This window comes from Pseudoalteromonas sp. SWXJZ10B, from assembly GCF_015864475.1.
In the GTDB taxonomy this organism is placed as follows: domain Bacteria; phylum Pseudomonadota; class Gammaproteobacteria; order Enterobacterales; family Alteromonadaceae; genus Pseudoalteromonas; species Pseudoalteromonas arctica.
Genome location: NZ_JADYXD010000001.1, coordinates 37088 through 60742, shown reverse-complemented (window position 1 = coordinate 60742; position 23655 = coordinate 37088). Strand labels below are relative to the sequence as shown.

General features: G+C 38.5%; 24 protein-coding genes and 1 pseudogene. 11 read left to right on the top strand and 14 right to left on the bottom strand.

Annotated features, from left to right (window positions below):
- Window positions 1-62 precede the first annotated feature (62 nt).
- Together I6F54_RS00280 and I6F54_RS00275 are read right to left on the bottom strand one after the other, a co-directional pair.
- Window positions 63-485: a hypothetical protein gene (locus I6F54_RS00280; RefSeq protein WP_197139328.1), complete on the bottom strand. Its 423-nt coding sequence runs from the start codon at window positions 483-485 to the stop codon at window positions 63-65.
- A 192-nt stretch (window positions 486-677) separates the two neighbouring features.
- The gene (locus I6F54_RS00275; protein WP_197139327.1) at window positions 678-1127 is read right to left on the bottom strand and encodes a DUF3592 domain-containing protein; all 450 of its coding nucleotides are present in this window, start codon (window positions 1125-1127) and stop codon (window positions 678-680) included.
- An 863-nt stretch (window positions 1128-1990) separates the two neighbouring features.
- Here I6F54_RS00275 and I6F54_RS00270 point away from each other — a divergent pair.
- From I6F54_RS00270 to I6F54_RS00255, 4 genes are read left to right on the top strand one after another with little or no spacing between them, the layout of a single operon-like run.
- Entirely contained in the window at window positions 1991-2140 is a 150-nt protein-coding gene (locus I6F54_RS00270) for a recombinase family protein (protein WP_197139326.1), read from the top strand.
- Window positions 2141-2166: 26 nt separating this feature from the next.
- Window positions 2167-2988, top strand: a complete 822-nt coding sequence (locus I6F54_RS00265) for an ABC-three component system protein (RefSeq protein ID WP_197139325.1) — start codon at window positions 2167-2169, stop codon at window positions 2986-2988.
- A complete protein-coding gene (locus I6F54_RS00260) occupies window positions 2985-3212 on the top strand; it encodes an ABC-three component system middle component 6 (RefSeq protein ID WP_197139324.1) in 228 nt (75 codons plus the stop codon). Before I6F54_RS00265 ends, I6F54_RS00260 begins: the two co-directional genes overlap by 4 nt.
- Window positions 3203-4921, top strand: coding sequence for a DUF2326 domain-containing protein (locus I6F54_RS00255; RefSeq protein WP_197139323.1), 1719 nt, complete (start codon window positions 3203-3205; stop codon window positions 4919-4921). The genes I6F54_RS00260 and I6F54_RS00255 overlap by 10 nt, the downstream gene beginning before the upstream one ends.
- A 383-nt stretch (window positions 4922-5304) precedes the next feature.
- On the opposite strand, the gene I6F54_RS00250 is transcribed toward I6F54_RS00255, so the two are convergent.
- From I6F54_RS00250 to I6F54_RS00225, 6 genes are all read right to left on the bottom strand, one after another.
- On the bottom strand, window positions 5305-5583 hold the full coding sequence (locus I6F54_RS00250; protein ID WP_008171402.1) for a peptidylprolyl isomerase: 279 nt from the start codon (window positions 5581-5583) through the stop codon (window positions 5305-5307).
- A 102-nt stretch (window positions 5584-5685) separates the two neighbouring features.
- Complete coding sequence (locus tag I6F54_RS00245) at window positions 5686-6108, bottom strand: thiol-disulfide oxidoreductase DCC family protein (RefSeq protein ID WP_197139322.1); 423 nt, start codon at window positions 6106-6108, stop codon at window positions 5686-5688.
- Between the two features lie 24 nt (window positions 6109-6132).
- On the bottom strand, window positions 6133-6660 hold the full coding sequence (locus tag I6F54_RS00240; protein WP_197139321.1) for a response regulator transcription factor: 528 nt from the start codon (window positions 6658-6660) through the stop codon (window positions 6133-6135).
- The gene (locus tag I6F54_RS00235; RefSeq protein ID WP_197139460.1) at window positions 6657-7898 is read right to left on the bottom strand and encodes a sensor histidine kinase; all 1242 of its coding nucleotides are present in this window, start codon (window positions 7896-7898) and stop codon (window positions 6657-6659) included. Before I6F54_RS00235 ends, I6F54_RS00240 begins: the two co-directional genes overlap by 4 nt.
- 61 nt (window positions 7899-7959) lie before the next feature.
- Entirely contained in the window at window positions 7960-8364 is a 405-nt protein-coding gene (locus tag I6F54_RS00230) for a nuclear transport factor 2 family protein (RefSeq protein ID WP_165735897.1), read from the bottom strand.
- Between the two features lie 8 nt (window positions 8365-8372).
- Complete coding sequence (locus I6F54_RS00225; protein ID WP_197139320.1) at window positions 8373-9680, bottom strand: metal-dependent hydrolase family protein; 1308 nt, start codon at window positions 9678-9680, stop codon at window positions 8373-8375.
- A 153-nt stretch (window positions 9681-9833) separates the two neighbouring features.
- Between I6F54_RS00225 and I6F54_RS00220 the strand changes: the two genes are divergently transcribed.
- Both I6F54_RS00220 and gloA2 read left to right on the top strand, forming a co-directional pair.
- Window positions 9834-10913: a ketoacyl-ACP synthase III gene (locus tag I6F54_RS00220; RefSeq protein ID WP_197139319.1), complete on the top strand. Its 1080-nt coding sequence runs from the start codon at window positions 9834-9836 to the stop codon at window positions 10911-10913.
- Between the two features lie 70 nt (window positions 10914-10983).
- On the top strand, window positions 10984-11370 hold the full coding sequence (gene gloA2 / locus I6F54_RS00215) for an SMU1112c/YaeR family gloxylase I-like metalloprotein (RefSeq protein ID WP_165741174.1): 387 nt from the start codon (window positions 10984-10986) through the stop codon (window positions 11368-11370).
- 38 nt (window positions 11371-11408) lie between these two features.
- Here gloA2 and I6F54_RS00210 read toward each other — a convergent pair whose 3' ends face one another.
- On the bottom strand, window positions 11409-12773 hold the full coding sequence (locus I6F54_RS00210) for a leucyl aminopeptidase family protein (RefSeq protein WP_165741173.1): 1365 nt from the start codon (window positions 12771-12773) through the stop codon (window positions 11409-11411).
- A gap of 87 nt (window positions 12774-12860) precedes the next feature.
- Window positions 12861-13283: a hypothetical protein gene (locus I6F54_RS00205; RefSeq protein ID WP_165741172.1), complete on the bottom strand. Its 423-nt coding sequence runs from the start codon at window positions 13281-13283 to the stop codon at window positions 12861-12863.
- Between the two features lie 112 nt (window positions 13284-13395).
- Here I6F54_RS00205 and I6F54_RS00200 point away from each other — a divergent pair, with 112 nt between their 5' ends.
- From I6F54_RS00200 to I6F54_RS00190, 3 genes are all read left to right on the top strand, one after another.
- Window positions 13396-13566, top strand: coding sequence for an oxidoreductase-like domain-containing protein (locus tag I6F54_RS00200; protein WP_197139318.1), 171 nt, complete (start codon window positions 13396-13398; stop codon window positions 13564-13566).
- Between the two features lie 310 nt (window positions 13567-13876).
- Window positions 13877-16459: a TonB-dependent receptor plug domain-containing protein gene (locus tag I6F54_RS00195; RefSeq protein WP_010553992.1), complete on the top strand. Its 2583-nt coding sequence runs from the start codon at window positions 13877-13879 to the stop codon at window positions 16457-16459.
- Between the two features lie 90 nt (window positions 16460-16549).
- Window positions 16550-17983 carry a tetratricopeptide repeat-containing sulfotransferase family protein gene (locus I6F54_RS00190; RefSeq protein ID WP_165728406.1) on the top strand — a complete coding sequence of 478 codons (1434 nt, stop codon included), beginning with the start codon at window positions 16550-16552 and terminating at the stop codon, window positions 17981-17983.
- Window positions 17984-18148: 165 nt separating this feature from the next.
- Here I6F54_RS00190 and I6F54_RS00185 read toward each other — a convergent pair whose 3' ends face one another.
- Window positions 18149-19051, bottom strand: coding sequence for an alpha/beta fold hydrolase (locus I6F54_RS00185; protein ID WP_197139317.1), 903 nt, complete (start codon window positions 19049-19051; stop codon window positions 18149-18151).
- Window positions 19052-19179: 128 nt separating this feature from the next.
- On the opposite strand from I6F54_RS00185, the gene rlmF reads away from it, so the two are divergent.
- Window positions 19180-20112: a 23S rRNA (adenine(1618)-N(6))-methyltransferase RlmF gene (gene rlmF, locus I6F54_RS00180; protein WP_197139316.1), complete on the top strand. Its 933-nt coding sequence runs from the start codon at window positions 19180-19182 to the stop codon at window positions 20110-20112.
- Between the two features lie 40 nt (window positions 20113-20152).
- Complete coding sequence (gene ltaE / locus I6F54_RS00175) at window positions 20153-21157, top strand: low-specificity L-threonine aldolase (protein ID WP_197139315.1); 1005 nt, start codon at window positions 20153-20155, stop codon at window positions 21155-21157.
- Here the strand turns inward: ltaE and I6F54_RS00170 are convergent.
- From I6F54_RS00170 to I6F54_RS00160, 3 genes and pseudogenes are all read right to left on the bottom strand, one after another.
- A complete protein-coding gene (locus tag I6F54_RS00170; RefSeq protein ID WP_166377125.1) occupies window positions 21131-21724 on the bottom strand; it encodes a thymidine kinase in 594 nt (197 codons plus the stop codon). The two genes, ltaE and I6F54_RS00170, sit on opposite strands and share 27 nt — an antisense overlap.
- 53 nt (window positions 21725-21777) lie before the next feature.
- Entirely contained in the window at window positions 21778-22248 is a 471-nt protein-coding gene (locus tag I6F54_RS00165) for a methylated-DNA--[protein]-cysteine S-methyltransferase (RefSeq protein WP_197139314.1), read from the bottom strand.
- Window positions 22248-23599: pseudogene (locus tag I6F54_RS00160) on the bottom strand (DNA-3-methyladenine glycosylase 2 family protein). Before I6F54_RS00160 ends, I6F54_RS00165 begins: the two are co-directional and overlap by 1 nt.
- Between the last annotated feature and the right edge of the window lie 56 nt (window positions 23600-23655).

Below are 23655 nucleotides of genomic sequence, written 5' to 3'. Positions count from 1 at the left end.
CTAAACCTAGCATCTACTTATAGCTAACCAATCAAATAATTGGCGTCACCCAATAGTACGCTTTAATTCACAAAGCCTGATATTTGGTCTAAGCAGCTATATTCAGGGTCCGAGAGTGGGCTTAACCTAGTTACTTTTCTAATTCGTGGTGCTTTACTTTTTTCATGGCTGGAAATAACGCCCTCTACTAAAAGCATTCTATAACTACAACGCTTAACAAACCCCTCAGTTACATCACCGTAAAATGGGAATACTAAGTATTGCTTTGACATTTTTTCTAGATCTGCACGATCTTCATAAAAACCAAGGTGTCCATAATATCCAACTAAGCACACTTTAGTTCCAATCAGATCACTTTGATTCTTAAACAGTTGACCCCATAATATTTTTTTACATTCAATATTTTCCTGTAAAGCAAATGCTTTTACAGAAAAAACAACGACTATTAAAATTAACAATTTAAATATAGATATAAATTTTTTCATATTTGGCTTCTATTAATTTTCGGGGAGGATTGCCCTATAACGCGTCCGTACACTATAACCTAATAGGCCTAGTCATTTTATAACCTATCAATTTGTATAAATTAATACCTCAAGATTAGCAATAATCAACCAAAGGCAAGAAGAAAACCTAACCCAATTAGTTTTCTGTCTCTGCTACAAGCCTCGTTAAAATCAGTTTTTTAATAACGTTCTTAAATTCACGGCTGAAAAAAACACCATTGCTATACACGCAAACAACAAAAGATAAATACCGTAGTCTACGCCTACTATTAAGTAGGCTTTACTGCGCTCCTGAGGGTTATAATAAACATTAACTTTATTGCTCGTTTCATATTTCTTAAGTTGTAAATCTCGATCCGCTCTATCAAGCATAGAGTTAAAGTTAGATACTCGGTTTCCGACAAATAGCTTTTTCTCAACTGAATAAGAGTATTCGACTTCTATAATATAGCGCTCTTGGTTATGTTGTATACGCAGTGCATTACTAGAAATAACAGTACCCTCGACCACGGGCCAACTTTTCGTAGCCAGACCTTCTGAAACAATTGTTACTAAATAAGTACTCCAAGCGAATGAAGCTAAAAACATTACGACAAAAAAAACTTTGCTTTTTTTAAACATATTAACACCTAATTCCAGGGGGGGCTTCACAATGCTGTGTAGCTCTTTCAACCTTCTTAATAGCTGAATTTAATCCATTCGTTATACCATCGATGCTTTCAGGTATTGAAAAGTCCCAAACAGCTGACCGATGCATAAGCAGCTTATATTGCATCATTGCGGTTATTATACGGCTTAAAATATTTGTCTAATGGAGTAAAAATTTAGGATGGGTGTCTTGTTAATTTTTTTGTTAATTTTTTAAGTTAAACCCACCGAATATTCAATATTAGACAACTAGCCTGGCAGAGAAGGTAACCACCACTCTTCAAATATATTTGAAAATGGTGGTCGGATAAGCAAAGCGCCATCCGACACAGTAACTTATTTGAGTGTCGACGCACATAAACAGCTAATTTATATAGAAGAATAAAGCAAGACAGGCACCTTAATTGAACAAGCAAAGCTATCCCAATTAAGATGGGTGTCACGTTAATTTGCCTCATGTTGGGGTCTATTGTTTTAAACCCTAGAAATTAAACAACCACTCTAATTGAACAAACAAAGCTGCGCTACTAAATTGCTCGCGGTTTCGGTCTGAATTTTCACAATAACTTTCTTGAATTTAAATGGGTGTCTTCGCAGTTTAAATTGTCTTCAATTCAACCTATACGATTATCGTAAAATGGTCTCAATAACATAAAATTAGAGATTATCAGCGTTAGTCCCCCTCATATCTTGAATTAGAATGGCTGTCATGTTTAATTTATTTTTTCTATTCGCCCGATCATCAATACTCACATGAAAACAACTTGTTTAGGTGTAAACAAACCCGTAAAGTTATCTACGTAAAATTTTCTTATCTTTTATTTACGGTATAAATAATGAGAATTGGCTACGCCAGAGTAAGTACAGAAGAACAAAATAAAGATGCTCAACTTGATGCATTGAATATAGCTTATTGTGAAAAGCTATATATTGAAAAATGCAGTGGTAAATCAGAGAACCGTCCACAGCTAGAGCAAATTAACTAAATGAATATTAGAATTAAAGGATAGTTATGTCAGGTCCAAGGAGCTATACGGATAAAACATTAAAGCGCTTATTTGGTTTATCCAGAAATAAGTGCTCTTTTCCTGGTTGTGAAAAAGAAATGAGTGATGATAGATCAGCTAAACATTCAAATATTTGTCATATTGAAGCTGCAAATAAGGGGGGTGAACGTTGGAATGGCAATATGGAAGATTATAAGCGCGCTGATTACGACAACCTTATTCTTCTCTGCCCTCCTCACCATGATGAAACAGATGATGTAGAAAAATATACAGTTGATGTTTTGAAAAAAATGAAAAAGAGGCATGAGCGTGAAATGGCTGAGCGTTGTTCTGCAAAAAGACCCCTATCACAGCGACCGTCTTTGTTGGCAGACGTTATCAATAAAATATCAGGAATTGATATTGATAAAGTGACGGATGAGCCAGTTATCAATAGCTTCTCTGTCGACGATAAAATTTCTTATAATGATGTTATTGAAAATGCGCCGATCATTCAAGAGTACAGCGGTTACCAGGGCAAGATAAATGCGCTATATAGTGAATTTGAACGTTCTGGTAACGGGCGTAAAACTTCACTTTTAAGAAATGTAAGAAATACTTACCTAGAGGCTAAAGGAAAAGTGTTAGGTAATGATCAATCCTTGAATAATATAAAAATCCATGCGGATCAGCTTATCGAATATGTTAAGCGCAGCTTGCATGAGCAAGTTGATGCAAGCCTCAATAATGATAGTACTTTACCCTATGAAGATGTAGAATTTGCAGTTTCTATCGTAATGGTTGATGGTTTTATGCGCTGTAAGATACTAGAGGAACCTAAAAAGTGATCGTAAATCAAGATAACCACCCTCAGCGGCAGGTTTATTATTTAGGTGCTAAAGCGCTTAAAATATTAAGTTCTAAAGGCGGAGCTGTGGATTTTTTTGATATTTACCAAGAATTAAAAGTAAAAGAAGACATTTCTCTAAGGTTATTTATATTAACTATCGACTGGCTATATTTACTTGGAACTATAAGGTCAAATAAAGGAATAATTGAACAATGTTCTTAAAATCATTAACCATAGAAAGTGAAGGACATACGATACGTAAAATTAACTTCCACAAAGGGATAAACTTCATTGTTGATGAAACAAAATCATCCGAAGGAAGTGATAAACAATCAGGTAATAATATTGGTAAAACCACCGTTATACGATTAATTAATTTTTGTTTAGGTGGTTCAGATAAAGGTATTTATCAAAGTAAAGAGTTTAAGAATAACCTCAATGAAGAGGTTAAAGCTTTTCTAATAAACAATAGTGTTGTCATAACACTTCGGTTGAGAGATGACCTTGACGACCCCTTTTCGAGACAAATTGAGATACGTAGAAACTTTTTAAGTAACAGTAAAAAAATACTAGAAATCAATGAGAAAACAGTCAAGGTAAAAGATTTAGACAGTGAGCTTAAAAAGCTTATTTTTGGTTACGAGGAAGATAAACCAACCTTCAAGCAGTTGAAAGCTAAAAACATACGAGATGAAGCGGAGCGTTTGGAAAATACCGTCAGAGTGCTTGGTAATTTTGGTAAGGCTGAAGAGTATGAAGCGTTATATTTATTTTGGTTGGGCGTTAATTATCCTAGTGCCGAGAAAAAACGTAGCTTATTAGAAGAAAAGAGAATTGAAGATACACTGTATAAACGTTTAATTTCAGATAATAGTGAATCTAAAATACAACAATTTTTAAATATTGTTGAGCGTGATATAGAACAGTTAGAGAGAAAAAAGTATAACTTTAATATCAATGAAGATTATGAAAGCGATTTAGAGTCATTAAATGAAGTAAGAGCTCGTTTGAACTTACTATACGCCAAGCAAAGTCAACTCAGCCTGAGAAAAGAACTAATTGAAGAAAGCAAAATTGAATTAGAGCGAGATATCGCAAATGGAGAGATATCTCAAATTGCCGAGTTATATTCACAAGCGAAAGTGATCATTCCTAGTCTCCAGAAGAGCTACGAAGATATCGTTGCATTTCATAATCAAATGATTTCAGAAAAAATCCATTATGTAACTGAAGAGCTGCCAAGTCTTCAAGAGCAGCTCATAAAAACAGTTTCTGACATACAACTTAACTTAAGTAAAGAGCAGCAGTTTGTGGATTCGCTGCAAAAGGCTGACGCTGTTGATGAGCTGCAAGTAATTATTACTGAACTCAATGGAATGTATGAACAAAAAGGTCGATTAGAAGAAAAGTCTGAACAATTACAAAAAACAAAAGCAACATTGAGCAAAATTGAAAAAGATTTATCTGTTATAGATGCCTCAATATTTAGCTTAAACGATATTATACAAGAACGAGTGTCCTCGTTTAACGGGTTTTTCTCTGATATATCTCAAAGGCTATATGGTGAAAAATTTGCCATGAGCGCCACGTTCGAAAAAGCCAGAAATTCCGAATCATCTTTTTATAAGTTGTACATTGACTCTCTGAATGGGCAAACAGGAACAGGTAAGAAAAAAGGTGAAATTGCTGCCTTTGATATTGCCTATGTTAAGTTTTCAGATAAAGAGCATATACCCAACTTGCATTTCATCTTACATGACCAAATGGAAGTTGTGGATGATAATCAAATTATTGGTCTCGTCAGGGAAGTCATTGATGCAAATTGTCAGTTTGTTGTACCAATACTTAGGGATAAATTACCAGATGAGTTAGATAAGCCAGAGTATCGAGTTTTATCTTTATCACAGAATAATAAACTATTTAAAATTTAAGAGGAAATTTATCCTTCGAACACCACCAAGTTAAGTATTATTAGTCTGGAATAATAGTATCCAGATTAATAATTTTTCAATTTATTTTGTCAAAATAAGATTTTTCGGGAAAGAAGCTAGGTATTCTATTTATCCTCGTTTTCCAGGTTTTGATGTCAAAAGTATTGAATTACTGTGAGATAAGCTTTACAAGTTTAAAAACACAAGGCCCTTTATGTTAATTAATGGGTATTTATTTGCATTAAATTTACCCATTGGCTTAATAAATCCAAATTAAGATGACACCCATCCTAATTATTAGTTCGTCAAAATATAAAATTTAGAATGGGTGATGAGATGGACGCTCCCCAACACGGCGTCAATTGCCAAACTGCTTAAGTAAATTAAGTACGATAAAGTACTTTGATAACATGCCAGCCAAATTTAGTTTTAACTAGGTGGGGTTCTAAAATTGCGCCTTTAAACGCAATTTTGTCAAACTGTGGGACCATTTGTCCGCGTCCAAATTCACCTAAATCACCGCCTTTTTTGCCCGATGGGCATGACGAATACTTTTTAGCTAAGGTTTGAAACTTTGCACCTTTACCTAATTGCTTAATAATATCTTCTGCAATTTCTTTGTGCTTAACCAAAATGTGAAGTGCATGTGCTGTGTTTGCCATGAAAAAAGCCTTTTATACCGTTAGCTAAAATTAAACGCGGCGATTTTAACACAACCCCATAAACCTAGCATCTACTTATACTGCAGTGTATTAATGCCTAATTTATAAATAATGTTTGGCATCATCAGGGTTGGGAATTCTGCAGTACTGATATTTTCCAAATAAGGTATAGCGGTTTAAGGCAACCCTATCGTATAACCAATTATTTAACCTATTTGGCAAAATACTAAATACGTTTGCTAGTTTGTATGGGTAACCAAGTTGCTTAACAACGTTAAAAAAAGCGTGACTTTGTGTATAAGCTTTACCGTTTTCTAGGTAAACCATTGAGGCATATTCATTCGTCGAAAAACCAAAGTGTGTTAACAAAAATTCACCTTTAGGAGATTGCACGCTACATAATTTAAAAATGGTATTGGCATCGTTGTTAATAATAAAGTTACACCACGCGCTGCATAGCTTACATTGCGCGTCGAATAATATAATTTTTTGATTAAGCATTAATTTAGCTGCATCATCACTCATAACACTTTCCTTAAATTAAGTACTTTACTGCTGCACCGGCTTTTTTTGTAATTTACGCTGTAACGTGCGCCTGTGCATATTAAGTTGCCTTGCGGTAACCGACACATTGCCATTATTGCTGTGAAGCACTTGTTGAATATGCTCCCACTCTAAGCGCTCCGGCGACATAACTGCATCATCAATAACATTCGATGCCGATGCCACAGGCTCGGTGTTAAGCGCTTTTAATAATGTTGCCATATCAACCGGTTTAGTAAGGTAGTCGTTTGCGCCTAAACGCATTGCCTCTACTGCGGTTGCAATACTTGCAAACCCGGTTAGTAAAACAATATGTGCTTGGGGGAGCAAACTACGCAGCGGCTTTATGAGTACAAGTCCGTTGTCGTCACCTAGTTTCATGTCTAATAAAACAAAGTCAGGCAATAGTTTACGCGCAGCAAGTAACGCATCACTTTGATTATGCGCCACCTCGCAGGTAAAGACTTGTTTAGTTAAGCGCCTTGCCAGTGTATTGGCTAAATTAATGTCGTCTTCAATTATAAGTAACTTCATGAGGCGTTATTCTCAGTGTTTACAATAGCGAGTTTAACTTTGGCGACAGCGCCGCCATCTGCATGGTTAAACAAGGTAAGTGAGCCATTTAAACGCTCAAAAGTAACATTTGATAAAAGCACAGCAAGCCCCATTCCCTGATCGCTTGGCATAAGTTGCCCGCCCAGCTCTGCTAATTGCGAAGATGAAAAGCCAGGGCCAAAATCGCGAATTAACAAGTAAACGCATTCGCTATGTAAGTTGTCTTGCTGCCAACTCAGCTCTAATTGAGTTTGACCTTGCTTTTGATTGGCAAGCGCGGCGTTTTGCAATAAATTCAAAATAGCAGGCAATAACATCGCATCACTCAATAGCGTTGCTGCAATTGGTGGCGTAATCCATTTAATGTGCTGATCAGGGTATTGCAGTAAAAGTGTGTCTGTAATTTGCGTTTGCAGTTGCTTTACAGTGGTATGCTCTTGCGAATTTTTAAGGCGTAATTGCTCTGAGAGTTTTCTAAAGTCGTTAAGTTGCGTACTGCACTGAGCAAGCGGCGCTTGCATGTGCTTAACAATAGGGTTGTTTGGTTGATCTTCTAATAACTCTTCAAACAATAGTTGTAAATTTGCTATAGGGGTCGCAAGTTGATGGGTTATTTGTGCAGCAGCGCCATCAAGGGTAACAAGCTGTTCATTACGCAATTGTTTTTCACGCACGTTTGCAATAATTCGCTCTCGCTCTTTAAGTGCCCTGCTCATTGCGCCAATAACAAGTGCAATTACACTAGCACTTAAAACAAAATTGACCCACATGCCAATAAAGTGACCACTCATATTCATTTGATGCATACTGTGATCGGGCATCTTTATCAGCAAAAAACTGTATGCGGCAATGGCTAACACCGCAATATAAACTAATCCTTTTTCTCGCAGCGTAACAGCAGCTATCATTATCGGGAGCAATAATAACGATACAAATGCATTAGTTGCACCGCCGCTTAGCGAAAGCAAAACCGTTAAAAATAATACATCTGCAGTTAGCTGCATCAACATACCCAAAGGTTTAGCTTGGCTTACATTACGATAAGCAAACAGGCTAATAAGCTGAAAAACAGCCTCAACAGCAATAACAATCAGTAAAGGCAGTAATGCAATTTGATGTTCTAGTAAAAAATAAACGCTAAGCACAGCAATTAATTGCACGGCAATTGCGCCGCTTCGCAGCATTAATAGTCGACTAATAGTGGGGTCGGTACGCATTAACAAGAGGTAATTGCCCAATCAAATGTTTAATAAAGGTATTTTAACGGGTATATGGTTTTTAATCATCATCCATCGAAATTGAAAACGGCGCACAAGGCGTTCCTTGATGAAACACCATTTTCCATTGCTCGCCTTGTTTACGCCAAAGCGACATACGCAACGAGTAATTAAATTCACTGCGAGCAGAGCGCCTATAAGCAGCTTGATAACTAAGTTGCACTACATCATCACTTAGCATTCGGCCCTTAAAATGCTGATTATAAAACTGTGGCACAACCTCGGTAGGTAAGCGGGTAAGCACTTGGTATTTATTGAACGTAGTGCCGTTGGCAGCAATTTCGATAAATTCATCATCGAGTAAAGCATCTAATGCGCGCTCAGATTGGCGAACTTCTGGGTCTAGTAACTGGCGCTCAGCGTCAATCAAATGATTAAACAACGACACTTTTATTTTGCTGCTCATAACCTTCCCTATTGTTTATAAACTTGCCCAGCTTTCATAACAAATTGCACGTTTTTAAGTACGTCGATATTTTTAAGCGGTGAGCCATTCACACTGATAATATCTGCTTGTTTACCAACACTCAAGTCGCCAATGAGTGCACTTTGTCCCAGCAGTTTAGCTGCTTGTATAGTTGCTGATTTAATAGCTTGGGCTTCGCTCATACCATTGTTTACCATTAAACTAAATTCGTTAGCATTGAGCCCATGACGCGACACCCCAGAGTCTGTTCCAAAAGCTATATTAACCTTATTCTTCAGTGCAAGTTTAAACGAAGCCTGCATTTTTGGAGTTACTTCACGCACTTTATCGGCTATTGCCGGTGGCATATTTGGATTTGTAAGCACCTCTTCACTGACCGTTGCACCCGCTAAAAGCGTCGGTACTAAATAAGCTCCCGTTTTTTTAAATAACTTTATTGCCTCTTTATCTAAATAAGAGCCATGCTCAATAGAATCTACACCGGCTTTTAAGGCCGCTTTTATACCTTGTGTACCGTGTGCATGCGCTGTAACTTTACGCCCTAAGTGGTGAGCCGTATCAACAATTGCAATCAGCTCTGCATCTGTAAGTTGTTGGTTAACACCAGCAGCGGTATTACTTAGTACTCCACCCGTGGCAGTAATTTTAATTACATCAGCGCCACTTTTAATTACCTCGCGTACCGCACGGCTACAATCATCCGCGCCATTACATATACCAATCCCGCCTGTAACCGCATCTGTAATATCTTTTCGATAACCGTGCATATCTGCGTGTCCACCGGTAGGCGATATTGTATTACCCTCTGCAAAAATGCGAGGGCCGTTAATATCATTTCGGTCAATAGCACGTTTTAGCGAAAATATAACTTTGTGATCGCTACCTAAATCTCGCACTGATGTAAAACCCGCATCGAGCGTACGTTGTAAATATTTAATTGAGCGCAAAGCATAATCGGCGTCATATTCTGTTGCCCAGCGGTGAGGGTTTGCTTTAGCATCTCGCTCAAACGTAACGTGAACATGCATATCAATAAGACCAGGCATTACAAATTGATTTTTAAGATTGATAATATCGGCATCAGGTAGGTTAAGTTCTGCTTTTGTGAGGTAGCCGTTTTTAATGGCTGTTATTGTATTATCTGTTATGACTAACGTTTGCTCTGTTTTTACTTTTTGATCCTCGGATGCAAGTAAACTGCCCGCATAAATAATTTTATGTTGTTGAGCAAAAGCCCCATTTGCTATTAATGCCAGCGTTATTGCAGTGAATGTTGTTATTAGTGTTGTTTTCATACTTGCTCCTTTTTTATACTAGCATTACCTTAAATAACCTGTAATTGCGAATATTTACGACACAAAGCATGCTATAAACTAGTCTTGAAAGCCGTTTTTTGGTATAACTCACCCATTAGTAATACATGTCAGACCACCTTAAGAGAACATACTATGCCTTACGCACATATCACTGGTTGGGGTAAATGCATTCCACCAGCAAGCATTAGCAACGATGAAATTAGTGAAATAGTTGATACCACCGACGAGTGGATAACCACGCGTACTGGCATTAAATCTCGCCGAGTGAGCCATGTAAGTACCGCCGAGCTGGCAACCGTTGCAGCTAAGCATGCTATTGCGTGCGCAGGCGTTGATCCTAAAGATATTGATTTAGTGATATTAGCAACCTGTACACCTTCTACAGTTGTGGCAAATACTGCCTCACAAGTGCAAAAAAATATTGGTGCAACAGGCGCTGCCGCAATGGATACAAACGCGGCATGTTCGGGCTTTTTATATGCATTGCAAGCTGCTACAGCACAAATTCAAGCGGGTATGATCAAAAAAGCAGTGGTCATTGCCGCTGAGCGTATGACCTGGTATGTAAACTGGGCACGTCGCGACAGCGCTGTTTTATTTGGCGATGGCGCAGGTGCTGTCGTACTTGAAGCGGCAGATACGCCAGCTGGTTTACTAGCAACCAAAACTGGTTGCGACAGTGAAGACCGCGATATTTTACACATCACTAACTTTGGTAGTGATTTAAATAAATATGAGCCAATTGGTCCATCTGATTTATTATTTGAAGGTCGTGAAATTTTCAAACGTGCTGTCAAAGGCATGAGCGAAGCGTGCGACGATGTACTTAAACAAGCCAACTTAAGCCTTGATGACATTAATGTACTCGTTCCACACCAAGCTAACTTACGTATTATTCAGGCTATTCAGCATCGTTTAAAAGTACCTGACGAAAAAGTAATGGTTAACATTGGTGAGTATGGTAATACCTCTGCTGCTACGATTGCTATTGCGTTATGTGAAGCCGTTGAGCAAGGGTTAATTAAACCGCATTCAAACATTATGTCTGCTGCATTTGGTGCAGGCCTTACGTGGGCTGCAAGTTACATAAAATGGGGCGAACGCGTAACGCCTATTAGTGTAAGCGATGCCGCTTTACCGCCATGTGATAAAACCGGTTTAGAACTTGTAGCACCGGCCGTTAAAGCATGTAAAGAAGCGCAGCCAAGCTAACACGAGATGTAATAAGCCACATTTAAAACGCACTTATTTAAGTGCGTTTTTGCTTTTTAAGGAATTAAATTTGAAACTTTTAGGGATTCATCACGCTGCGATTATTTGTAGTGACTACGCACGTTCTAAACACTTTTATAGTAATGTACTTAAACTTAACGTTATTAATGAGCACTTTAGAGCTGATCGTAATTCATATAAATTAGATTTAGCCATGCCCGATGGTAGCCAAATAGAGCTATTTTCGTTTGATGGAGCGCCTGTAAGACCAAGCTATCCCGAAGCACACGGCTTAAGACATTTAGCTTTTAAGGTAGCGGATGTACAGAGTGCTAAAACGTATTTAGAGTCGTGCGAAGTAAACGTTGAGGATATTAGAGTGGATGAAATAACCGGCAAAAAGTTTACCTTTTTTGCCGATCCAGATAACTTGCCACTTGAGCTGTATGAGGTTTAACACTCATAAGCTCAAGTTCTTACTATTGAATCAAAAACTTATTTATTAAAACGGTTTTGTAAGTAGTTAAATACAGCACGAATACCTAACGCTTCACCACCCGTTGGACGACCTGGTAATGCACGTAAGTTCCACGCCATTACATCAAAGTGTACCCACGGTGTTGTTGGTTCAACAAATTCTTTTAAGTAAAGCGCTGCAGTAATAGCACCACCAAACGGTGTACTTGCGCAGTTTGCCATATCGGCTACATCACTTTTTAGTAAGCTTTTGTATTGCTCAAACAACGGAAGTTGCCAAACAGGGTCGTGTACACTTAAACCTGCATCAATAATACCGTTTGCTACATCGCGCTCTGTTGAGAAAAAGCCCGGAAGCTCTGTGCCTAATGCAACACGACATGCGCCCGTAAGAGTAGCAAAATCAATAATTAGTTCAGGGTTATCGTTTTGTGCTTCACTTAATGCATCACACAAGACTAAGCGCCCTTCAGCGTCGGTATTATCAATTTCGACCATAATACCTTTGCGCGTTTTAATTACATCGCCTGGGCGAAATGCATTACGCGATACTGCATTTTCAACAGCAGGTACAAGCACTCGTAATCTAATTGGTAAGTTAGCTGCCATAATAAGCTGTGCTAGTGCAATTACGTGCGCCGCGCCGCCCATGTCTTTTTTCATGTTACGCATGCCAGAGCTTGGCTTTAAATCAAGTCCACCTGAGTCAAAACATACGCCCTTACCTACTAGTGTAATTAATGGAGCATCTGTCGCGCCCCATTTTAAATCAAGTAAACGTGGTTTATTTTCGCTTGCACGACCCACCATGTGAATAGTCGGGTAGTTTTGCTCTAGTAACTCATCGCCAATCCACTGTGAAAATTCGCCATTGTAAGTTGCAGCTAAATCTTCCATTACTTGCGATAAATGTTGCGGCATCATATCTACCGCTGGCGTATTAACTAAATCACGCGCAAGTGTAATAGCATCAGCTTGTTGGCTAATACGCTCAAACAACGCTTTATCGCTAATGGCTAATTGCGCTTTTGCTGTTGGTTTTTCTTTGTATTCACTAAATTCATAACCACCAAGCACAAACCCTAAAGCAACTTGCTCTACAAAAGCGCTCTCGCCTTGAATTTGATAAGTACCAGTAGGCAGTGTATTTGCTAAATTACCCGCTGCCCAAAAATCATCGTTGCTTTGCATTAAACAAAATACGTGGCTTAACTCGCCAGTTTTAGCATCAGGGATTAAAGCAACACCTTGCTTTTCAAAACCTGTATTAGTTAACCAATTTTGTATAAATGCAGGCTGCTGTGCTTGCCAGTCAGATAATTCGTTTTTAAGAATAAAAGATAAAGGAATACCAGAAGATGTATGACGTAGTAATGCACTCATTAAAAAGCTCATATAATATAAAAATGGTACTTAAGAGCATATCAATAAGCGCACCTAAAAGGTATCGCTAATTTGAAGGGATTTTAGTTACTTTTTTAAGCTATTTTTGGATTCTTGCTTTTGATTTTCTTGATCTATTTTAGCATCAAGTTCTTTAATAGATTTGTTCATATTAAACGAACTTGGCAGTACATCAACTCCCACTAAACTCCCTAATTTAACAACTAAAGGAATTGTAAGCGGGGCAAAAGGTAATACTGCAAACACACCGAGCCCTAACCCTTTCAAAATATCAACAAACTGTTCATTAGCGCGTTTTAATTCTTCTTTACTTGTTTGGCCTTGGGTATAGCGCCTATAAATAGAAAGCATCTCTTTGGTTTCTTGCCTTTCTTGAGCAAGTGCAATTTTAAGCGCCACCATAGCACGACGAAAACGCAGCTGTTGGCGTTTCTTACTAATTTTAACTACCCGCCAAGGTGCACGGTGAATAACTTTATATAATCGCATAACTTTTATTTTCACACAGCAACACAGGTTCACAAAGAATAATTTACTTACAACATCCTTTAACTTATCCTTTGCACCAAATTAGTATTAAATACATACAACAACACTGAATATGACAAACCAACTACCGCAAAAACCTGAAAAACCAAAATCTGATGAATGCTGCGGTGGAGGCAGTTGCTGCCCCTGCGTGTGGGATGAATACAAAGAAAAATTAGCAGCTTGGCGATGCGAACAAAACATTGAATCCTCCACAAAAAAGAAACAAATAAATAACATTTAAACACTTCCAGCGCATTAACACTCCCCTAAAAAGCCCTATTTGCACCTATTTAGTTCATTTTGCCTTTACTTTGCACCACTGTTGCATTTTTTCTTAAATTGAATCTTTTTGTTATCAAATAGTTAATTAGTAATTGCCCTTCCTGTTTTTTATCTATAGTCTGTAAATAGGACTTCACAAAAAGTAAGCTTAATTGATTAGGCTTTTGAGCTAAACCCTCAAACTTATGTGAAACAAAAAATTAAGTTAAAAATAAATGATGTGAAATTAGCATCAAAAATAAGAATTATTCTAACTGGGGAAAATTAGAATGAAATTAAAAAATAATGCGCTAAACCAAGCAATCAAATTTGCTTTAGCTACAACCACTGCAGGGTTGTTTTTTTCGGGTTCTGCTATTGCAGCAGACGAGCAACAGCAAACTAAAGTAAATAAAAACGTAGAGAAAATTGCCGTAGTAGGTACGCGCTCAGCTCCACGTTCAATCGGTGACTCACCAGTTCCAATCGATATTATTGGCGGCGAAGAATTAGAAAGATCAGGCAATACCGACATGCTTGAGCTTTTAAAAGGTGCCGTGCCATCTTTTAACGTACATCAAAATCCTATTAGTGATGCGGCCTCTCTTGTTCGCCCAGCTAACTTACGTGGTTTACCATCAGACAGCACATTGGTTCTTTTAAACGGCAAACGTCGTCATCGTGCTTCTGTAATTGCATTTTTAGGCGGTGGTATTAACGATGGCGCGCAAGGCGCAGATATTTCAGTTATTCCAAGCATTGCTATTAAACAAGTAGAAGTACTTCGTGATGGCGCAGCAGCTCAGTATGGTTCTGATGCGATTGCCGGTGTAATGAACTTCCAACTAAAAGACGCTTCTGAAGGTGGTAAATTAGAAATCCGCCATGGTCAATTTTATGAAGGCGACGGCGATACAACACAAGTGTCGGGTAACGTGGGTTTACCGTTTACCGACAATGGCTTTGCTAACTTAAGCTTTCAATATAAAACAGCTGATGCAACAAGCCGTTCAGTTCAACGTGCCGATGCCGCAGCACTTTCAGCGGCCGGTGTTCCTGATGTATCTTCTCTTGCACAAGTATGGGGCGCACCAGAAGTAAACGACGATATTACAATTTTTGGTAACGTAGGTTTAGAGCTAACAAACGATTCTGAATTTTACATGTTTGGTAATTACTCTGAACGTGATGTACGTGGTGGCTTTTACTACCGTAACCCGCAAACACGTTCTGGCGTTTACTCAAATGATGGTGGCGAAACACTACTTGTTGCAGATTTAACACCTGATATGAGCGCTAACTGTCCTACTATTGCAATAACAGATGGCAACGTATTAGATGATCCTGCTTATATAAATGGTGTAGCGAACAACCCAGATTGTTTTGCCTTTAACGAAACGCTTCCAGGTGGCTTTACACCTAACTTTGGCGGCAACATTACTGATACTTCTTTAACTATTGGTACTAAAGGACGATTCACTGGTGGTTTCTTAAAAGATACTTACTATGACTTAAGCGGTACTGTGGGTTTAAATGAATCACGTTACTTCATCTATGACACGGTTAATGCTTCTTTAGGTGCGGATACGCCACGTGACTTCAGTCCGGGTAAATATGAACAGCTAGAGAAAAACTTTAACTTTGATTTATCAAAGGGTGTCGACTTTGGTTTAGCTTATGATGTAAACATTGCCGGTGGTTTTGAATGGCATGAAGAAACATTCACTATCATTTCTGGTGATGAAGAATCTTACACAGCAGGCCCTTTAACAGCACAAGGTTTTGGTATTGGCTCTAACGGCTTCCCTGGTTTTAAACCATCACAAGCAGGTGAGTTTTCTCGTCGTAACTATGCAGCGTATGTTGATGTTGAAGCACCCTTTACTGAAGACTTTTTAATGGGCGTAGCGCTTCGCTTTGAAGACTACGACAGCTTTGGTACTACAACTAACTACAAAGTAATGGCTCAATACCATTTAACTGAAGATTTAAATATTCGTGGTTCTGTAAGTAGCGGTTTCCGTGCACCTACAGTTGGTCAAGCTAACGTAAGTAACGTACAAACAAGCTTAGACAGCGGTGTATTACAAGATTCAGCGCTTCTTCCACCAACAAACCCTATTGCAGTGCAATTAGGTGGTACAGAGCTTGAGCCGGAAGAATCACAAAGCTATACACTTGGTGCTGTATACACAATCGGCGAGTTATTTTTAACGCTTGATTACTACAACATTCAAGTAGATGACCGTATTAGTCAATCAGATAAAATCAACTTAAGCCAAGCAGATAAAGATACACTTACAGCCGCTGGAGTTCCTAATGTACAAGGTCTTGCTCAGGTAAGCTTTTTTACAAATGACTTTGATACAACAACTCAAGGTATCGATTTAGTTGCAAACTATACTGCTGAACTAATGGGCGGTAGCTCTACATTTAGTCTTGCTTATAACTGGAATGATACTGAAGTAACTCAATTTAGTGAGATTACAGGTGCGTTTAAAGTTAAACGCTTAGAAGAAGATTTACCTAACCATCGTGCAACGTTCACATTGTCTCAACAATGGGAATCAGTTTCTGCATTTGCTCGTGCAAACTACTACGGCGAATACCAAGGTGTTCACGTTGATTATGATGCAACAGCTAAAACAGCAGATGCTGCAGTCACTATTGATGCTGAAGTAACTTACTTCTTAAATGAATCAGTTAGCTTCTCTGTAGGCGCTCAAAACTTATTCGACCAAGATGCTGAAAAACTTGATTTTGCAGATGCAACGGGTATCCCTAATAACAACTGGGGTGGTCAGTTCTACGAAACATCTCCGTTTGGTATTAACGGTGGCTTTTACTACGCTAAAGCAACATATACTTTTTAAACTATTTTCATGAAGAACCAAAGGCGAAATGTTAAAGACATTTCGCCTTTTTAATTTTATAGTTAATAAAAATAATAATAATGTCTAACTATGTTACTTAATAAAGCCAACCAATTATTTCAACAAAATAAACTCAAAGAAGCTGAGTTTCATTTTAAAACGCTATTAAATAGTAATCCCGAAAATGGTGAAGCTTTATTTGGCTTAGGCAGAATTGCCCTACGATTAGAGCGTTATGACGCTGCCGTGTACTTACTCCAAAAAGCGTGTGAGCGCATGCCTCATATGCTTGAACCATTACATGCCCTTGCTGATGCATTTAACGGTGTTAATTCGCCAAACGATGCGTTAACGGTGCTCGAATACGCAAAAAAATTAGCAAGTCATAACCCAGAGCCTCATTATTACTTAGCACAGCACTATTTAACACATGGCGAGTTAGATAAAGCCCATACAACCTTTGCTCATGCACTCAGTATTGGGGTATACCCTGTAACAGCTTATATTTTATTTGAACTTGTGCAGTTAGGCCGGTTTGATAAAGAGCATAATTATGTAAGTAATTTGCACCACTTACTAACTCAAACGAGCAATTTACGTTTAAAAATGGTGTGTTACTACGCATTAGCAAACAGTTACGATGCACTTGAAGATACCGAGCAAGCATTTAATTATTTTATATTGGCAAATAAATTACAAAGAAAATTAAGTGAATTTAACACTAAAGATTTAATCCCTTTTTACGATGAAATAATAAAATACAACACCGAGGAATTTATTGCCTCTGCCGATAAAAAATTTACAGGTAATATTACACCTGTATTTATTATTGGTATGCCTCGTAGTGGCTCTACCCTCCTGGAGCAAATGTTGGCAAGCCATAGTCAGTTTTCGAGCCTAGGAGAAAGTACGAGTATTAGTAATAACGCGGTTGCTTTTATCGAGCAAAAAACGGGAGTTGCTTACCCGCAATGTTTAGCGCATTTAACGCCTGACTTAATCAAAAAAGCCCGCGAGCTTTATATCGCAACATTAAAAACAGCATCGCCCATCAGACCTTTTATAATAAATAAACTGCCGAGTAATTATCAGTCGCTCGGACTAATATATATCCTATTTCCAAATGCCAAATTTATAAACTTAAGTCGCAACTTTAATGCTACTGCGTTTTCTATTTTCACTAATTACTTTGCCGAAAACGAGCCTTATTTTTGCTCACTACCTGAGTTTAAGCTTTACCATAGTGTGTATGAAAAACTGATGAGCCATTGGTACTCCTTTAAAAGTATGCCAATTTATGATGTCAGTTACGAAGATTTAGTGAGCAACCCAAAAGAGCAGCTAACGCAGTTACTTGGTTTTTTAAACTGTCATTTTGAACAGCGTTGCTTAGCGTTTTATAAACAAAAAACACCGGTAACCACGTTGAGTAAACATGCTATTCGCCAACCTATTAATAACGCCGCAATCGCTAAGTGGGAGCGTTACAAAACACCGCTTTTAAAGTTACTTGATGAGAATTAATTAGGGCCTGTTTATCTTTCGAGGTTAAATTTGCAGTAGGCTGTTTGGTATTTAGGCAAGGCAGAGCCTATGTAGTGTGGTTGTTCCCCATAAATAGGCGATAACGTAGCATAAAGACCAAACATGCGCTGCCTTTTGGGTTCAACCCTGAAAGGTCAACAGGTCCTACAGATGTGCTTTAAACCAATTAAGTAAATCTTTAAATTGATCATCACGCGCACTTCGGTGGGTAAGCATATTAATATGATCGTAATCAAAATTATGCCCGTGTTTACGACCGTAAATTCGCATTTGTTGAATGCCAGGCCCTGATTCGTCCATAAACTTTTGAATATCGATTGGTTGCGCTAATGCTTTATCTTTTACCGCAGCAATATGAAGCGTTGGCGGTAAATGCAGGTTGTTTAGAGCTTTTGCATAATCAAAATTATCATCAGAATCTATCCATGGCTTCTTTTTAGCCCATTGCATACTTTGATAATGCGACTTTTGAGTTTCGTTATCGCTTCCCCACTTATAACCTTTAGCATTTAAATAGCCGTGTTTTTTAGCAAGTAAAGGTGCCATAAAATACCAAATTAAATTGGCTTGTAATAATTTTTGAGGATGGTTATTAAATAAAGAACGCTTAGAGCCAAAATACACACACGCTTTTACATCATTAATATACTCTGGAAAACGTGCAAACGCGCTGTTCATCAATACCCCGCCCCAAGAGTGAGCGACCCAGTAGTCAGGCTTCTTGCCTTCAATCAACTCTATTTGCTTAATAAAGGTAGGGATGTCTTCTAGGATAGACTCAGTTTGTCCATATTCGGACTCGCTCGAAATAATTGGCTTACTATCACCTCGTCCACGTAAATCAGCCACATAGCATCGGTACCCATGCTCAGCCAAAAAAGGGGCAAGCCCTTTATTAGAATGGGTGTAAAAAATTTTACCGTTTTCTACAGCTCCATGCATAAAAAATACGACAGGCCCTTGCTGATTATCATCGCTGATTCGACGTAAATGAAGTGTTTGGTGAGCGTCTAAATTGATAATTATTGATTGCTGAGAAATCGCCACAGTTATTCCTTTTTATTATTTTCAACTCATCCTACCAGCAATATTAAATATACCAAAGGAAATGTCTGCACTTTACTCATCAGCATTTGTTACAATCACCACATTATATCTGTTGTTAAAATGAAGCCATGAAAGAAAATAATACACGTTCAAAATTACATCCTCGTAACCTACATAAAAATGGATACGACTTCGATTTATTAACAACAGAGCACCCTGCTCTACTGCCTTTTGTTATAACCACACCTGCAGGCACTAAAAGCATTGATTTTAGTGACAACAAAGCGGTAAAAACACTTAATCAGGCGCTTTTAAAAGCACACTACAATATTAATTTTTGGGATATTCCTGAGCATAATTTATGCCCACCTATACCAGGGCGTGTTGACTACATTCATTACTTAGCCGATTTATTAAGTGACGATAATCAACAACAAATACCTTTAGGTAAGCAAATTAAAGTGCTTGATATTGGCACTGGCGCTAACTTAGTTTATCCACTTACGGGTACAAGTGAATATAAATGGCATTTTACAGGGACTGATATTGATGCAGCATCAGTAAAAATAGCAAAGCAAATTGCGCAGTTTAATGGTTTGAAAATAACCTTAAAGCAGCAAAAAAACGCATCGCATATTTTTAAAGGCATTATAAATCAAAAAGATTTATTTCATTTAACACTTTGTAATCCTCCGTTTCATGCCAATGAAGAAGAAGCAACTAAAGGCAGTGAACGTAAATGGAAAAACTTAGGCAAAACACCCAGTAGCGCACTTAATTTTGGTGGTCATAATAATGAATTATGGTGTGAAGGCGGTGAAGTACAGTTTATCTCTAACATGATTAAAGAGAGCGAAGACTTTGCAGAGCAAGTACTGTGGTTTACGTCGTTAGTATCCAAAAAAGATAATATTGCAGCTCTTGAAGAAGTATTAAAAGCTCACCCAATAGCACAATATAAAATAGTTGATATGGCACAAGGTCAAAAAACAAGCCGCTTTATTGCATGGACTTACTTTGATAAAGACACTCGTGAGCAAATTTGTAGCGAGCTTGATTAATAGCTATTTCATTTAAAACAATAAAAAGGATAAGGCAATCATGATAGATTTTCGCTCTGATACAGTTACAAAACCAACAAAAAAAATGCGCGATATTATGTACAGCGCACCGGTTGGTGACGATGTATACGGTGATGATGAAAGCGTTAACCAACTAGAAGCCTATGCGTGTAAGCGTTTTAACTTTAAAGCCGCACTTTATTGTAGCTCAGGAACACAAGCCAACTTACTTGCAATAATGGCGCATTGTGAGCGAGGTGACGAATATATTTGTGGCCAAAATGCGCATAACTATAAATTTGAAGGTGGCGGTGCAGCCGTTTTAGGATCTGTGCAACCACAGCCTATCGAAAACGAAGCTGATGGCAGCATCCCTTTTAGTAAAATAGCGGCGGCTATAAAACCAGACGATTGCCATTTTGCTAAAACTCGATTACTTAGCCTCGAAAACACCATTGGCGGCAAAGTGCTCCCGCTTGAATACCTAGCCCAAGCACGCGAATTTGTTAATACACATAATTTAGCGCTGCACTTAGACGGCGCACGTGCTTTTAATGCCGCTGTTGAGCTAAATGTTGATATAACTGACATTACAAAACATTTTGATTCAGTTTCTATTTGTTTATCTAAAGGTTTAGGTGCACCCGTTGGCTCTTTATTATTAGGTTCACCAGCACTTATTAATAAAGCAAGGCGATGGAGAAAAGTACTTGGTGGCGGTATGCGCCAAGCCGGAATGCTTGCAGCCGCTGGGCAGTACGCACTTGAGCACAATGTAAATCGCTTAAAAGACGATCATGCAAATGCACGCTATTTAGCGCAAAAATTAAGTGAGATAAGTGGTTTTACTGTTGATATGAGCAACACCACTAATATGGTTTATGCAACGTACACTAGCAGTATAAACATTGAAGAGGTTGCACAAGCGCTTAAACAACAAGGTATATTATTTAGCCCAAGCAAGCAGCTTAGGCTAGTAACGCATTTAGATATTACGCGCGAAGATATTGATACATTTTTAAATGCTTTGTCGGCCCATATTTAACGCGGCTTTATAATGTTTGCGGCATACCGAAACATATCGGTCATTGCCGCCAATTTCTACTTGGTTACCATCGGCTATTGCATCACCATTTTCATCGGTACGCAGTACATGGTTAGCTTTACGCCCGCAGTGGCATACAGTTTTAAGCTCAACTAACTTATCAGCCCACGCAAGCAAATATTGCGACCCTATAAATAACTCGCCTCTAAAGTCGTTACGCAAGCCATAACACAGTACCGGTATACCTAACTCATCAACCACATCGGTTAATTGCATTACTTGTTCTTTTGATAAAAATTGGCACTCGTCAACTAATACACAATGGCGTTTTTTATCATTGTTGAGTGATTGAATAAGATCAAAAACATCTTTGCTAGCATCAAATACATGCGCATCTGCTTGCAAGCCAATACGAGACGATACTTTACCCACGCCTTGTCTATCATCAATGGCAGCAGTAAGGATCACAGGTTCCATGCCACGTTCTTTATAATTAAATGCAGATTGTAATAACGTGGTTGATTTACCTGCATTCATTGCAGAGTAGTAAAAGTATAATTGAGCCATTGCAGTGCCATTTTATAAAAAGTGCGCTTATGCTACCTTAATATTAAATTAATTTACATTAATCCTTCGTGTTTCAGTAACCAACGTTTTCTATCAAGCCCCCCTGCATAACCCGTTAGCTTTGCATTTGCGCCAATGATCCTATGACAAGGCACTATTATGCTAATCGGATTTTTACCATTAGCAGCACCTACCGCCCTCACTGCTTTTGGGTTATTGAGTTGGTTTGCAATATAGCCGTATGTTTGCGATTGCCCAAAAGGCACCGTTAATAGTGCTTGCCATACGCTTTGTTGAAATGCTGTACCGTTTGTATCAAGTGGTACATCAAAAGTAGTGCGTTTTTTTGCAAAGTACTCATTTAACTGCGCAGCACAAATAAGCACCGCCTTGTTAGCGACTTGCTCAAATGGCGTATGAGGGTGTTCAACTGGTGGATAAAACCCAACGTAACTCACGCCTTTCTCGGTCGCTTGAATAATTATGTCGTCTATAGGGCTCGAAATGGATGTTTGAATGATCATTATAATTGCTGCCAAAGTTGAAAAGTTAAGTAAGAGCGAAAAGGAGCGCTGTTAGCAGGTACGAAAGGGTTTGCCGCCGCTTGAGCTTTTTTAACACCTAAGTCGCCATCAAGTAATATATCGGGCTGGCTTTGCCCTCGCAACTTTGCATAATTTACTGTCCAAGGACCATTCCCTTTAAGCTAAGCCACTCGTCTAAATCGTCGTTTTCGGAGTTTAAAGCACAAAACTGGGCTAAGTTATGCAGTGCATTTTTGCGCGCTTGTGGCATTTTAAAAAATGCAAAGTCACTATTAGCAACAATTTTAGCTGCGGGGAAGTAAATAACATCGCCCTCTTTTTCGCCTAATTCATCAACTAACTTTGTTACTAAATTATGCGCGGCAGTAACACTCACTTGTTGCCCAAGTACTGCCCTTATACCGGCTTCAAAGCTTGACCAAATCCCGGGAAGCCTGAGCCCTTCACACACTGTAAATGCGTTGTTTATATTGGCCCTTAAATGCATTTGAATTAAATTAATATCGGCATCTAAATCAAGCACACGACGTATATTATTTATAACCGATTGCAAATAAACCGTATTATCTATATCGATAGATACACTAAAATGGTTTTTACTCGCTATAAATTCAGCGGTAAAGCTTCCTTTATATTCCTCACTTGCAAAAGTGCGCCCGTAACTCGTTTGCGTTATCCACTCCATTGGTTTTATCAAACGCCTTTGTAAAAAGCTCTGCAAAGCAGGCCAATTATAAGGCGGCCTAAATGGTAGCGTTAAAGTGAGTGTTGATGTTGGTTTTTTATCGCCACTGCGCAGCTTTGAGGGAGCTATATTTAACTGCTGTAAAAAAGCATCATTAAAGCGCCTAATGCTTTTAAAGCCTGCGGAAAACGCTATTTCGGTAAGGGGTAAATGTGTTTCTTGAATCAGCTTTTTAGCAAAGTGACATTGGTTAAATAATCGATATTGCGTAATTGACACGCCAAAATACTGCTTAAACAACTGTCTTAAATAACGACTACTTACACCTAAACGAGCTGCTAATTTTTCGCAATCGTGCTCGTCATTTTGATCTATTAACTGTTTTGCTCTAAGTGCAGTCGTTTTTGTACCCTGCCATGCTGCGCTGCCTGGGGCACTATCGGGTCTGCATCGTATACAGGGTCTAAAACCATCTTGCGCCGCGTTATGAGCAAACTGATAATAAGCAACGTTTTTTTCGTGAGCCGTTGGCGCAGGGCAAATAGGTCTGCAATAAATACCGGTACTTTTTACCGCTACGTAAAAAAGCCCGTCAAAACGAGGATCGCGACTCTGACGTGCTTTTTGCCAATGTGAAGTGTCCATAAACGGCTCTATAAATTAAACCTTATAGAGCCTAGCTTATACAAAAAAAACTGTAT